At 73.1% G+C, this 11,772-nt stretch carries 13 protein-coding genes; 10 read left to right on the plus strand and 3 right to left on the minus strand.

Going from position 1 to position 11,772, the window contains the following annotated elements; all coding sequences use genetic code 11:
- Position 1: 1 nt before the first annotated feature.
- Positions 2–922, minus strand: coding sequence for a LysR substrate-binding domain-containing protein (locus JJI54_RS01590; RefSeq protein ID WP_203070292.1), 921 nt, complete (start codon positions 920–922; stop codon positions 2–4).
- A gap of 85 nt (positions 923–1,007) precedes the next feature.
- Here JJI54_RS01590 and JJI54_RS01595 point away from each other — a divergent pair, with 85 nt between their 5' ends.
- From JJI54_RS01595 to JJI54_RS01605, 3 genes are all read left to right on the plus strand, one after another.
- Positions 1,008–1,652, plus strand: a complete 645-nt coding sequence (locus tag JJI54_RS01595) for an SDR family oxidoreductase (RefSeq protein ID WP_203070295.1) — start codon at positions 1,008–1,010, stop codon at positions 1,650–1,652.
- A gap of 27 nt (positions 1,653–1,679) precedes the next feature.
- Positions 1,680–2,600: an SMP-30/gluconolactonase/LRE family protein gene (locus JJI54_RS01600; RefSeq protein WP_203070297.1), complete on the plus strand. Its 921-nt coding sequence runs from the start codon at positions 1,680–1,682 to the stop codon at positions 2,598–2,600.
- A 250-nt stretch (positions 2,601–2,850) separates the two neighbouring features.
- Positions 2,851–4,350, plus strand: a complete 1,500-nt coding sequence (locus tag JJI54_RS01605; RefSeq protein ID WP_203070299.1) for an ABC transporter substrate-binding protein — start codon at positions 2,851–2,853, stop codon at positions 4,348–4,350.
- 247 nt (positions 4,351–4,597) lie between these two features.
- On the opposite strand, the gene JJI54_RS01610 is transcribed toward JJI54_RS01605, so the two are convergent.
- Positions 4,598–4,954 carry a hypothetical protein gene (locus JJI54_RS01610; RefSeq protein ID WP_203070300.1) on the minus strand — a complete coding sequence of 119 codons (357 nt, stop codon included), beginning with the start codon at positions 4,952–4,954 and terminating at the stop codon, positions 4,598–4,600.
- Positions 4,955–5,165: 211 nt separating this feature from the next.
- On the opposite strand from JJI54_RS01610, the gene JJI54_RS01615 reads away from it, so the two are divergent.
- From JJI54_RS01615 to JJI54_RS01640, 6 genes are all read left to right on the plus strand, one after another.
- On the plus strand, positions 5,166–6,431 hold the full coding sequence (locus JJI54_RS01615) for a glutamate-5-semialdehyde dehydrogenase (RefSeq protein ID WP_203070301.1): 1,266 nt from the start codon (positions 5,166–5,168) through the stop codon (positions 6,429–6,431).
- Between the two features lie 80 nt (positions 6,432–6,511).
- Positions 6,512–7,519, plus strand: a complete 1,008-nt coding sequence (locus tag JJI54_RS01620) for an SDR family oxidoreductase (RefSeq protein ID WP_203070302.1) — start codon at positions 6,512–6,514, stop codon at positions 7,517–7,519.
- Positions 7,520–7,586: 67 nt separating this feature from the next.
- Positions 7,587–8,444, plus strand: a complete 858-nt coding sequence (locus tag JJI54_RS01625; protein ID WP_203070303.1) for a 2-keto-4-pentenoate hydratase — start codon at positions 7,587–7,589, stop codon at positions 8,442–8,444.
- Positions 8,441–9,043, plus strand: coding sequence for a nicotinate-nucleotide adenylyltransferase (locus tag JJI54_RS01630; RefSeq protein WP_203070304.1), 603 nt, complete (start codon positions 8,441–8,443; stop codon positions 9,041–9,043). The genes JJI54_RS01625 and JJI54_RS01630 overlap by 4 nt, the downstream gene beginning before the upstream one ends.
- Positions 9,040–10,056, plus strand: coding sequence for a ribosome silencing factor (gene rsfS / locus JJI54_RS32900; protein ID WP_318987425.1), 1,017 nt, complete (start codon positions 9,040–9,042; stop codon positions 10,054–10,056). The genes JJI54_RS01630 and rsfS overlap by 4 nt, the downstream gene beginning before the upstream one ends.
- 71 nt (positions 10,057–10,127) lie before the next feature.
- Positions 10,128–10,571 (plus strand): 23S rRNA (pseudouridine(1915)-N(3))-methyltransferase RlmH, encoded by a 444-nt coding sequence (locus tag JJI54_RS01640; protein WP_203072282.1) that lies wholly within the window; start codon positions 10,128–10,130, stop codon positions 10,569–10,571.
- Between the two features lie 4 nt (positions 10,572–10,575).
- On the opposite strand, the gene JJI54_RS01645 is transcribed toward JJI54_RS01640, so the two are convergent.
- Positions 10,576–10,950 (minus strand): VOC family protein, encoded by a 375-nt coding sequence (locus JJI54_RS01645; RefSeq protein ID WP_203070305.1) that lies wholly within the window; start codon positions 10,948–10,950, stop codon positions 10,576–10,578.
- Positions 10,951–11,039: 89 nt separating this feature from the next.
- Here JJI54_RS01645 and JJI54_RS01650 point away from each other — a divergent pair, with 89 nt between their 5' ends.
- Positions 11,040–11,720, plus strand: coding sequence for an NnrU family protein (locus JJI54_RS01650; protein WP_203070306.1), 681 nt, complete (start codon positions 11,040–11,042; stop codon positions 11,718–11,720).
- Positions 11,721–11,772: the final 52 nt, after the last annotated feature.

Consider the following 11,772-nt stretch of genomic DNA (forward strand, 5'->3'; position numbering starts at 1 on the left):
CTCATCCCGGCGGATTATGCGCCCTGATCCGGTCGCGCAGCCAGCGATGCGCCGGCGATGCGCTGTCCCGCCGGTGCCAGAGCAGGGAGATGTCGAAGCGCCGCGCCGGCACCGGCAGCGGACTCACCGTCAGCGAGGAGGCATTGGCGCAGGCGAGGCAGAGCCGGCGCGGCAGGCTGGAGATCGCCGCCGCGCGCTTCAGCATCAGCGGGATCGAGAGGAAATGCGCGGTGGCGAGGATGCTGCGCCGCGCCAGGCCACGCGCCGCCAGTTCCTCATCCACGAAGGTCGGGAAATCCGCGTGGAGGGAGGGGATGAGATGCGGCAGCGCGCAGAATTGCGGCAGGGAGATCGGCGCCTCGATGCCGAGCCGCATGCCGTCGAAGACGCAGGACTGGATCTCCTCGAACAGCACGGCGGATTCATGCCAGCGCCGCTGCTGCGGCAGCAGGCCGAGCGCCAGGTCGATGCGCCCTGAATCCAGCATGTCCGGCGCCGTCTGGCGATCGACCGGCAGCACCGCCAGGCGGATGCCCCAGCGCGCCGACGCCATCTCCGCCACCAGCCCGGCCAGCAGCACCGTCGCCGCATAGTCGCCCGCGCCCAGCGTGAAGACGCGATCGCTGGCCATGGGGTCGAAGCTCTCCTCCCCCTCCGGCGACAGGGCGCGCGCCGCCTGCACCAGCGCGTCATGCATGGGCGCCGCCAGGCGCTGCGCGCGCGCCGTCGGCTCCATCCGCCCGGCGGTGCGGATGAACAGCGGGTCTCCCGTCACCTCCCGCAGCCGGGCCAGGGCGTGGCTGACGGCGGATTGGCTGATGCCGAGCAGGGCCGCGGCGCGCGACGCGCTGCGCGCCTGCATCACCGCGTCGAAGACCTTCAGGAGGTTGAGGTCGAGCGCCGCACTATGAATGCGCTTCATGACGATATCAGCCCCTCGCGCGTTGTTCATCGCCACTAGCAGACAGACATCCGCTGCGGTCGAGGGAATTCGAAGGGGCCACCCCATGGATGAACACACCGCCCGCTGCGCCGTCGTCGGCTTCGGCCCGGGGCTTGGCGCGGCCATCGCGCGGCGCTTCGCGGCCGGGGGCTACCAGGTGCTGGGCCTGGCGCGCGATCCGGCGCGCCACGCCGCGCTGGCGGCGCCCGGCGTCACCCTTTCGGCCGCCGATGCCGGCGTGCCGGAAAGCCTGGCGCGGGCGCTGGCGGGCGGGGCGGATGTGCTGGTCTACAACGCCTATCGCGCCACCATCGCCATGCCCGGCCCCTCCGCGCTCGACCCCGCCGATCTGGCGCGGGATTTCGCGGTGAACGTCACGGGTGCGCTGGCGGCCTTGCGCGCGGTGCTGCCGGGCATGCGCGCCGCGGGCCGCGGCACCATCCTGCTGACCGGCGGCGGCCTGGCGCTCAACCCGCTGAACTGGCTGCCGGCGGCATCGCTGGCGGTGGGGAAGGCCGGGCTGCGCAGCCTGGCGCTGACGCTGCACGCGGAACTGGCGCCGGAGGGCATCCACGCCGCGACCGTCACCGTCGATGGCCCCGTCGCCCCCGGCACCGCCTTCGACCCTGACCGGGTGGCGGAGGCCTTCTGGGCGCTGCATGGCGACCCGCCCGGCGCCTTCCGCGCCGAAACGATCTTCCGCGGCTGACCGCCGCCCTGCCCAGGAGAAACCGCCATGCTCAACCGCCGCGGCCTCGGCCTTGCCACCGCGTCCCTCGCCTTCGCCCCGGCCGCGCGCGCGCAGCCCGCGCCCGAGATCCTGGCCCGCTACCCGAACGGCACCTTCCTGGAGAACCTGGCCATCCGCCCGGATGGCAGCGTGCTGTTCACCAGCTACTTCGCCCGCGCGGTCGAGGCCTGGTCGCCCGCCGGCGGCGCGACGCGCTTCGCGACCCTCGACGTGCATCCGGTCAGCCTGGCCGCGACCGGCGATGGCGGGCACGCGCTCGCGGTGCACGGCACCTCCTTCCTGGCCGGGCCCGGCGCGATGCGCGGGCAGGCCGCGGTGCTGCTGCTGGACGCCGCCGGCGCGGTGACGCGCCGCATCCCCCTGCCGGAGGCGATCTTCCCCAATGGCGGCCTGCTGCTTGCGCCCGGCCGCCTGCTGCTGGCCGACAGCGCGCTCGGCCGGGTGTGGGAGGTGGACCTCGCGGCCGGCAGCGCGCGCGCCTGGCTCGACCATCCCCTCCTCGCGCCCGACCCCGCGCTGCCCTATCCCGGCGTCAACGGCATCAAGCGCCAGGGCGATACGCTGATCCTGTCCAATTCCGCCACGCGCCAGCTGCTCCGGCTGCGCCTTGCCGGCACGGCGCCGCAGGGCGTGCCGGAGACGATGGCGCGCATGACCGGCGGCGTGGACGATTTCGACATCGCGCCCGACGGCACGATCTACGCCGCGACCCATGCCGAGGGCCTGGCGCGGCTTCCCCCCGGCGCCGCGACGCCTGTCATGTTTCCCGCGCCCGGGCTCGATGGCAGCACGGCGGTGCTGCTGGCGCCCGGCCAGCCCGCGCTCTACGTGCTCGGCACCGGCGGGTTGTCGGCTGGCGGCAGGGGCGAGGCCGCGCTGGGACGCGTCGCGCTGCCGCCGGGCTGAAAGACCGTTTGAGAATGCCGGCGGCTGAGGATTCGCGAGGAATTTTTCGTGCGGGGAAGGCGCCGGGCGCGGCCGATGCTGGTTGCATCGGCAAGCCCGGCGTCACGCCGCAGGCGTGCCTACGGCACGACCCCGGCGCGGAAAAGCCCAGCGAAGCCGACCCGCCGGTGTTCTCAAACGGTCTCTGAGGCAGGGTTCCGTCCCGCCTGGTCCTGCGGCAGGCTCGGCGGCCCCAGGCAGGAGCCACCGCATGCGCCCCCTTCACCTCGCCGCCGCGCTGGCCCTGTTGGCCGCGCCCGCCTCGGCGCAGACCACGCTGCGCATCGGCATCGGCGCCGATCCGAACGTGCTGGACCCCGCGCAGAGCGGCAGCTTCGTGGAGCGCGTGGTCTTCTCCGCGCTCTGCGACAAGCTCGTCGATGTGGCGCCGGACCTTTCCTTCCGCGCGGAACTCGCGACCGGCTGGCAATGGTCGCCGGACGGGATGGCGCTGACGCTGACCTTGCGGGACGGCGCGCGCTTCCATGACGGCAGCGCGATCGATGCCGCGGCGGTGAAGGCCAATCTCGACCGCTACCGCACCGCGCGCGAAAGCCGCCGCCGCACCGAACTCCGCCAGGTGAGCGAGGTCGTCGTCGTCGATCCCCGCACCCTGCGCCTCATGCTCAGCGAGCCCTTCGCGCCGCTGCTCTCCGTGCTGTCCGACCGCGCGGGCATGATGCTGTCCCCCGCCGTGCTGCCTCTGGCGGAGCGAATTGGGGAAAATCCCGTCTGCTCCGGCCCCTATCGCCTGACGCGGCGCGTGGCGCAGGACCGCATCGAGATGGAGAAGCATGCTGGGCACTGGAACGCGGCCAACATGCACGCCGATCGCCTGGTCTTCCTGCCCATCCCCGACAACAATGTCCGCCTGCTGAATCTGCGCGGCGGGCAGCTCGACCTCATCGAGCGCGTGGCACCCTCCGACCTTCCGGCCGCGGAGCGCGACCGGCGCATCCGCATCGTCGCCGGCCCCTCCATCGCCTACCAGACCATCAGCTTCAACATCGCCGGCGGGCCGCTGGCGCAGCGGCCCCTCGGCGCCGATCCGCGCGTGCGGGAAGCCTTCGAACTCTCCATCGACCGCGCCATCATCAACCAGGTCGCAATGGAAGGGCGCTTCACGCCGAACAACCAGCCGGAAGCGCCCGGCACGCCCTACCACTTCGCGGATCTCGCCGCACCGGCGCGCGACCCCGCCCGCGCCCGCGCGCTGCTGCGCGCCGCGGGGCATGACCGCGTTTCCTTCACGCTGAAGGTCGCGAACCAGCCGATGGAAACGCAGATCGCCACCATCATCCAGTCCATGGCGGCGGAAGGCGGCTTCGACATCCGCATCGAAACGCTGGAGGCCAGCACGATGGTCGCCAGCACGGTGCGCGGCGACTACGAAGCCGCGATGGCGATCTGGTCAGGCCGCCCCGACCCCGATGGCAATATCAGCTTCTGGCTCGCCTCCGACGGCTTCCTCAACTGGGGCAAGTACGCCAACCCGCGCCTCGACGACCTCTTCGCCCGCGCGCGCGCCGTCACGGCCACGCCACAACGCCAGGCGCTGTACCGCGAAGCCGCCACCCTCTGGATGGCGGAACGGCCGCACATGATGCTGTTCCACTACCGCTGGTTCTGGGCCATGCGCGCGGGCATGGAAGGCTTCGAACCCAGCCCGGACGGCATCATCCGGCTGGCGGGGCTGCGGCTGCCGCGGTAGCGCGGGTGGCCCGGGGAAGGGACGCCGTCCCTTCCCCGTACCCCAACCCTGCCAAGGGCCAGCGGGCCCTTGGGAACCCATGAGATTGGGCGGTGAAGGGAGGGGCACCGAGCGCGTTCCGAACCATCGGTCGCGCCGTGCCCCTCCCTTCACCGCCCAATAACCTCGCGGTCCAGGGTCCCGCTGGACCCTGGCGCGGGTGAGGTCTGGAGAGGGGCGCGCAGCCCCTCTCCAGGGACGACCCGCGTCAGCCGCGAGCGCCGAAGGCCTGCAGCCGGGTCGTGTAGGCGTTGCCCGTGGACGGCACCCACACCGTCTCCGAGTTCTCGCCCGTGCCGACCTGCACCGGCACCTGGCCCGGGCGCGGCGCCTGGGCGAGGTTCTGGTCGAGGTAGTTCACGGTCGCCTCGCCGCGGCTGTTGTACTGCACGGCCACGCGGCCGCCGCCGACGATGTTGCTGCTGCCCGCGGGCCCGTATTCGACCGAGGAGTTCTCGCCCGTGCCCACGCTGCGCGGGTAGGACGCGTCCTGCGCCAGCACGGGGGAGGCGGCGACGACGCCGGCGGCGATCACGGCGGCGGCGATGCGGTTGATGGTGCTCATGATACTCTTCCTTACTCTCTGGCGACGAAGCGGGGCGGATCGATGGGTCCGTCATCCAGGGCTTCGTTGTTGGACCCAGGATGGTTCCGGCGCGCCGTTCACGCCAATCGCGCATCCGCATCGCCGATATTCGCTTCCCTGATGGCACGCTTCCGTGCGCTTCCCTTGGCGGTGGCGAGGCGCTACCCATACGCGCGGAGGATGACCCCGCATGAACGTGATCGCTGACGATGTTGCCCAGCTGCTCGATACCGCTGCCCGCGCCGCGCGCGAGGCCTCGGCCGTGCTGGCGACCGCGCCGCGACCGCAGCGGGATGCGGCGCTGATGGCGGCGGCGGCGGCGCTGCGGGCGCGCGCCGATGTGGTGATCGCCGCCAATGCCGCGGATGTCGAGGGTGCGCCGGGTCTCTCCGCCGCCTTCCGTGACCGCCTGCTGCTGAATCCCGCGCGGGTGGAGGCGATGGCGCGCGCGGTGGAGGAGGTGGCCGCGCTGCCCGATCCCGTGGGCCGCGTGCTGGCGGAATGGACGCGGCCGAACGGCCTGGTGATAAGGCGCGTGACGCAGCCGCTCGGCGTCATCGGCATGATCTATGAAAGCCGACCGAATGTCGGCGCGGATGCCGCCGCGCTCTGCCTCAAGGCCGGCAGCGCCGTGATCCTGCGCGGCGGCAGCGAAAGCACGCGGAGTGCGGCTGCCATCCATGGCTGCATGGCGGAGGGGCTTCGCGCCGCGGGGCTGCCGGAGGCCGCGGTGCAGATCGCGCCGACGGCGGATCGCGCCTTCGTCGCGGCGATGCTGCGCGCGGCGGGTCTCATCGACCTCATCATCCCGCGCGGCGGCAAGGGGCTGGTGACGCGCGTGCAGCAGGAAGCGCGCGTGCCGGTGCTGGCCCATGCGGAGGGGCTCTGCCACACCTACATCCATGCGGCCGCCGATCCCGCCATGGCGCGCACGATCCTGGCGAATGCGAAGATGCGCCGCACCGGCGTCTGCGGCGCGACGGAGACGCTGCTGATCGACGCCGCCATCGCGCCATCCCTGCTGCCGCTGCTGGTCGCCGATCTTCGCGCGCTGGGCTGCGATTTCCGCGCCGATGACCGCGCGCGCGCCATCGTGCCGGACCTTCCCGCCGCGACCGAGGAGGATTTCCGCACGGAATGGCTGGATGCGATCCTCTCGGTGAAGGTGGTGGAGGGCGTCGGGCAGGCGCTCGACCACATCCGCCGCTTCGGCAGCGAGCATACGGAGGCGATCGTCACGCAGGATGAAGCCGTGGCCACGCAGTTCCTGAACGGCCTCGCCTCCGCCGTCGGCCTGTGGAACGCCTCCACGCAGTTCTGCGACGGCGGCGAATTCGGCTTCGGCGCGGAGATCGGCATCGCCACCGGCCGCCTGCATGCGCGCGGTCCCGTGGGGCCGGAACAGCTCTGCACCTGGCGCTACCAGGTGATCGGCACGGGCCAGACGCGACCGTAACGGCGCCGACAGTCTCGCTGTCGATTAGAACCTTGCTGGCGCCACGGTCTTTCCCCCTGACACACAGGGGGGAAGCCCGCATGACCGACGAACAGAAGAACTTCGCGCGCCGCCTGGTGCTCGGCGCCGCGGGCGCGGCGGTCCCGCTCACCCTGGCGCAGGCCCAGGCCCAGGCACAGCCCGCCACGCCCGCCCAGCCCGGCCCCGCGCTGCTGGCGGATCCGCGGGAGAAGTTCCCCCGCCCGCCCTTCCCGCGGCAGGAACAGCCCTGGCCGGGCCTCGCCTCCCGCATGGATCCGAAGCCCGACCACGGGGAGACCAGCTACCGCGGCAGCAACCGCCTGGCCGGCCGCCGCGCGCTGATCACCGGCGGCGACAGCGGCATCGGCCGCGCCGCCGCCATCGCCTATGCGCGGGAGGGTGCCGACGTCGCCATCAACTACCTGGACGCCGAGGAGGAGGATGCGCGCGACGTCGTGCGCCTGATCCGCGAGGCCGGGCGCAAGGCCGTCGCCATCCCCGGCGATCTGCGGCAGGAGGATTTCTGCACGCGGCTGGTGGAGCAGGCGGCGCGCGAATTGGGCGGGCTCGACATCCTGGTGAACAACGCGGCGCGGCAGACGGCGCAGACCTCGATCGCCGACATCACGACCGAGCAGTTCGACAGCACGATGAAGACGAACCTCTACGCGCTGTTCTGGCTGACGAAGGCGGCGCTGCCGCATCTCAGGCCGGGATCGGCGATCATCAACACCGCCTCCGTCGTCGCCTATGACCCGCCGGCCGCGCTGTTAGACTATTCCGGCACCAAGGCCGCCATCATCGCCTTCACGCGCTCGCTCGCGAAGCAGCTGGCGGCGCAGGGCATCCGCGTGAACGCCGTGGCGCCGGGCCCCTTCTGGACACCGCTCCAGCCCTCCGGCGGCCAGCAGCCGGACGCGCTGCCGCAATTCGGCGCGGAGGCCCCGATGGGCCGCCCGGGCCAGCCGGTGGAGCTGGCGGCCACCTATGTGCTGCTGGCCTCGGCGGAGGCGAGCTACACGACCGGCGACGTGCAGGGCGCCACCGGCGGGCGGCCGAACAGCTAGCAGGCTGCATCGCGCGCGGATTCCCGGCTAGGATGGCGCCAACCATCCTGTCGGGGAGAGACACGCGATGTTCCGCAGCCTGGCTGCACTGGCCCTTGCCCTGCTGCCGGGCGCGGCCCTGGCCGCCTGCCCGGACGTGCCCTCCGTGGCGCGGCTCGCCTCCGCCATCCTCGACCGCCGGCCCGCACCCCTGCCGGAGGCCCCGCTCAGCATGGCCGATGCCCTCTGCGCGCGGGACCGGCTGGTGGCGGTGCTGGCGCAGCCCTGGGGCGACCAGGTCGGCTGGAAGGTCGGCCTGACCAACCCCGCCGCCCAGGCCCGCTTCGGCGTGCCGCATCCCGTGGCCGGCGCCATCTTCCACGGCACGCTGCGCGCCCGCTCCGGCGCCGAGTTTCCCGCGAATTTCGGCATCGTCCCCGCGGTGGAAAGCGACCTGCTGGTGCGCGTCAGGGATGAGGGGGTGAACGAGGCCGGCGAGGATCCCGTCGCGCTGCTCCGCCACCTCGACGCCGTGATCCCCTTCATCGAGCTGCCGGACCTGGTCCATGGCGGCAACGTGCCCTGGTCCGGGCCGCTGCTGGTCTCCATCAATGTCGGCGCCCGCTTCGGCGTGGTGGGGGAGGAGATCGCGGCCCAGGCGACGCCCGAATTCGCCGCGGCGCTGGCCTCCATGACCGTGACGCTGGCGGATGACACGCGCGAATTGTCCCGCGCCCCGGGCAGCGCGCTGCTCGGCCATCCGCTGAACGCGCTGGCCTGGCTGGTGAAGGATCTGCGGGAACAGGGCCGCCGGCTGCGGGCGGGGGACATCGTCTCGCTCGGCGGCTTCTCCCCCGCGCTGCCGGTGCAGGCGGGGCGGACCTACACGGCCACCTATGCGGGGCTGGCCGGGCAGCCGGTCAGCGTGACGGTGCGCATCCATTGACCATCAATTCCTGGGGGGACCGGCGGCGCCGGCGGATCGGGCTGCTGGGCGGCAGCTTCAACCCGGCGCATGAGGGGCACGCCCATGTCGCCCGGGTGGTGCGCCGGGCGCTCCGGCTGGATGAGGTCTGGCTGCTGGTCTCCCCGGGCAATCCGCTGAAGCCCCGCGCCGGCATGGCGCCCTTCGCGCAGCGCCTGGCCAGCGCGCGGCGCATCGCCGATGGCCGGCGGATCGTGGCCGCGGACATCGAGGCGCGGCTCGGCACCCGCTACAGCATCGCGACGCTGGCGGCGCTGCGCCGGCGCTTCCCGCGGGCGCGCTTCGTCTTCGTCATCGGGGCGGACAACCTGGCGCAGCTGCCGCGCTGGCGGGGGTGGGAGGCGCTGGTGGCGCGCACGCCGATCGCCGTGCTGCCGCGCCCGGGCTGGACAAGAGTGGCGCTGGCGGGCAAGGCGGCGCATCGGATGGCGCGCCACCGTCGGCGGCCCGCCGCGTTGCTCTCGGGCCCCCGCCCGGCGCATGCCCCCTGGTCCTTCGTGCCGGCGACCGAGCACGCTGCCTCCGCCACCGCGATCCGGGCGGCGATGCGCGCGGCGTGACGGTGGCCGTTGTGCTAGGTCGTGTTGAACCCTGTTCTGGAGAGGAGGCGGCCATCGCCCGCACGCCCAAGACCCCCGCGGCGCCCGCCGAGGAGGATGTGAAGCCGAAGCGCGCTGCCAAGGCGGCCGCGACGACGAAGGCGCCCGCCGCCAAGGCGGCCGCGAAGCCCAAGGCGACGGCCGCCAAGGCCCCGGCCAAGCCCGCCGCGAAGCCCAAGGCAGCGGCTGAGAAGGCGCCCGCCAAACCCGCCGCCAAGCCCAAGGCAGCGGCCGCCAAGGCCCCCGCCAAGCCCGCCGCGAAGCCCAAGGCAGCGGCTGAGAAGGCGCCCGCCAAGCCCGCCGCCAAGCCCAAGGCGACGGCCGCCAAGGCCCCGGCCAAAGCCGCCGCGAAGCCCAAGGCAGCGGCTGAGAAGGCGCCCGCGAAGCCCAAGGCCACCGCCACCAAGGCCCCGGCCAAGGCTGCCGCGAAGCCCAAGGCCGCCGCGGAGAAGGCGCCCGCCAAGGCCCCCGCCAAGCCCAAGGCCGCCGCCGCCAAGGCCACCGCCACCAAGGCCCCCCGCCCCACCCGCGCCAAGGCCGCGAAGCGGGAGAAGGTGCCCCTCGCCCTGCTCGACCGCCTGGTGGAAGCCGCCCGCAAATCCCTCGACGAGGACAAGGCCGAGGACATCGCCATCCTCGACGTCACCGGCCGCGCGGACTACGCCGACCGCCTGGTGATCGCGACCGGCCTGTCGGACCGCCAGATCCAGGCGATGGCCAGCCACCTCGAGGATGCCTTCGAGAAGGAGGGCCTGAAGCTCCGCCGCGACGCCACCCAGGCCTCCCCGGACTGGGTGCTGATCGATGCGGGCGACCTCGTCATCCACCTCTTCAAGCCCGAAGCCCGCCAGCTCTACGCGCTGGAACGGATGTGGGGCCCGGACAGCCCCGGCGCCTCCACGCTCGACCGCACGCCCCTGCCCGATGACGGCAGCGTGCCGGAACCCGGCATCGAGGACGACGACGAGGCGTGACCCGCGGCGGCGCCGCTTCCAGCTCGCGCGGCGGGGCCGCTCCCCGCTCCCGCGGGCTCGGCCTCCTCGCCATCGGGCGCATCAAGCCCGGGCCGGAGAAGGCGCTGTTCGACCAGCACGCGGCGCGTCTCCGCCCGGCCCTGGCCGTGACGGAGCTGCCCGAAGGCCAGGGCGCCAGCGCGGCGGAGATCCGGCGGCGGGAAGGCCAGGCCCTCCTCGCCGCCCTGCCGCCCCAGGCCTTCGCGGTGGCGCTCGACCTCGGCGGCCAGGCCCCGACCAGCGAGGCCCTGGCCGCGCTGGTCGAGAAATGGGAAGGCCTCGCCCGCCCCATCACCTTCCTGGTCGGCGGCGCGGAGGGGCTCGACCCCGCCGTGCTGGACCGCGCCGACCACCGCCTGTCCCTAGGCCCCCTGACCTGGCCGCATTTCCTGGTCCGCGGCCTGCTGGCGGAGCAGCTGTTCCGGGCGCAGGCGATCCGGACGAACCATCCCTACCACCGCGCCTGGCGGCCCTGAACCGTCAGTCCAGCGCCTGCGCCAGCATCAGCCGGTGCCCCTCCGGGAAGGCCACCACCATCTCCCGCATCCCGTGCGGCCGGTCGCTCGGCGGGTTCAGGACCAGCGCGCCCCGGGCGGCGAACTCGGCATGCAGCGCGTCGATGTCATCGACCTCGAGGTAGCCGAACCAGCTGTGGTCGCCGGTCTCCGCGGCCGGCAGCGCCTCCGGGCAATGGCCCATCATCAGCCGCACCGCGCCCCGCGTCAGCAGCCGCCAGCCGCGCATCTCCGCCCAGCCCAGCTCGAAGCCCAGCGCATCCCTCGCATAGGCGGCGCTGGCCTCCAGGTCCTTCACCGCCAGCACGAAGGCGAAGGGGCGCATCGTCTCGTCATCCATGGCTTCCGGTCCCGCTGTTGCGGATGAACCTGCCCGCGGCGCCGCGCTTCGGCTACCCTGCCCGGCGACACCGCGCCGGAGCCTGCCGCATGTTCGTCCTGTTGATCCTGCTCGCCATCGCCTGGGTCGGCGTCCATGTCGGCGTCTCCGGCACCGCGCTGCGCGGCCGCCTGGTGGCCGCGGTCGGGGAGAAGCGGTTCCTGCTGGGCTATTCCATCCTCTCCTTCGTGCTGATCTTCGCCATGGTCATGGCCTGGCGGCGGTCGGAGACGGTCTTCCTCTGGTCCGCGCCCGCGGAGCTGCGCTGGGTGCTGGCCTTCCTGATGCTGCCGGTCTTCATCCTGTTCATGGCCAGCCACAAGCGGAACCCGACCGCCTTCGGCAACAAGGGGCTGGGGGAGGAAGCGCGGGGCATCCAGCGCGTCACGCGCCACCCCATGCTGTGGTCCTTCGGCGGCTGGGCGGTGATCCACATGATCGCCAATGGCGATACCGCGGCCCTGGTCTTCTTCGGCGCCTTCGCGGTGACGGCCTTCCTCGGCATGCCCTCGATCGACGCCAAGCTGGCGGCCCGCCACCCGGAAGCCTGGCCGCGCTTCGCGGCCCAGACCTCCATCCTGCCCTTCGGCGCCATCGCCGCGGGCCGCAACCGCCTGGCGCTGAAGGAAATCGGCCTGATGCCGCCGCTGGTGGGGCTGCTGGTCTGGGCGGCGCTGCTGCATTTCCACCGCGGCATCTTCGGCGTGCCGGCCCTCCTCCTCGGCGGCTGATCACGATGCCTTGAAATCGCCCCGGCCTGCCGCCATTCCCTGCGGCAACCGG

The organism is Falsiroseomonas ponticola, assembly GCF_016805305.1.
GTDB classification, from domain to species: domain Bacteria; phylum Pseudomonadota; class Alphaproteobacteria; order Acetobacterales; family Acetobacteraceae; genus Falsiroseomonas; species Falsiroseomonas ponticola.

What these genes read in the sequence shown, in the direction of transcription:
- JJI54_RS01590 (WP_203070292.1), bottom strand. Translation starts at nt 922, where the DNA reads ATGAAGCGCATTCATAGTGCGGCGCTCGACCTCAACCTCCTGAAGGTC.
- JJI54_RS01595 (WP_203070295.1), top strand. Translation starts at nt 1,008, where the DNA reads ATGGATGAACACACCGCCCGCTGCGCCGTCGTCGGCTTCGGCCCGGGG.
- JJI54_RS01600 (WP_203070297.1), top strand. Translation starts at nt 1,680, where the DNA reads ATGCTCAACCGCCGCGGCCTCGGCCTTGCCACCGCGTCCCTCGCCTTC.
- JJI54_RS01605 (WP_203070299.1), top strand. Translation starts at nt 2,851, where the DNA reads ATGCGCCCCCTTCACCTCGCCGCCGCGCTGGCCCTGTTGGCCGCGCCC.
- JJI54_RS01610 (WP_203070300.1), bottom strand. Translation starts at nt 4,954, where the DNA reads ATGAGCACCATCAACCGCATCGCCGCCGCCGTGATCGCCGCCGGCGTC.
- JJI54_RS01615 (WP_203070301.1), top strand. Translation starts at nt 5,166, where the DNA reads ATGAACGTGATCGCTGACGATGTTGCCCAGCTGCTCGATACCGCTGCC.
- JJI54_RS01620 (WP_203070302.1), top strand. Translation starts at nt 6,512, where the DNA reads ATGACCGACGAACAGAAGAACTTCGCGCGCCGCCTGGTGCTCGGCGCC.
- JJI54_RS01625 (WP_203070303.1), top strand. Translation starts at nt 7,587, where the DNA reads ATGTTCCGCAGCCTGGCTGCACTGGCCCTTGCCCTGCTGCCGGGCGCG.
- JJI54_RS01645 (WP_203070305.1), bottom strand. Translation starts at nt 10,950, where the DNA reads ATGGATGACGAGACGATGCGCCCCTTCGCCTTCGTGCTGGCGGTGAAG.
- JJI54_RS01650 (WP_203070306.1), top strand. Translation starts at nt 11,040, where the DNA reads ATGTTCGTCCTGTTGATCCTGCTCGCCATCGCCTGGGTCGGCGTCCAT.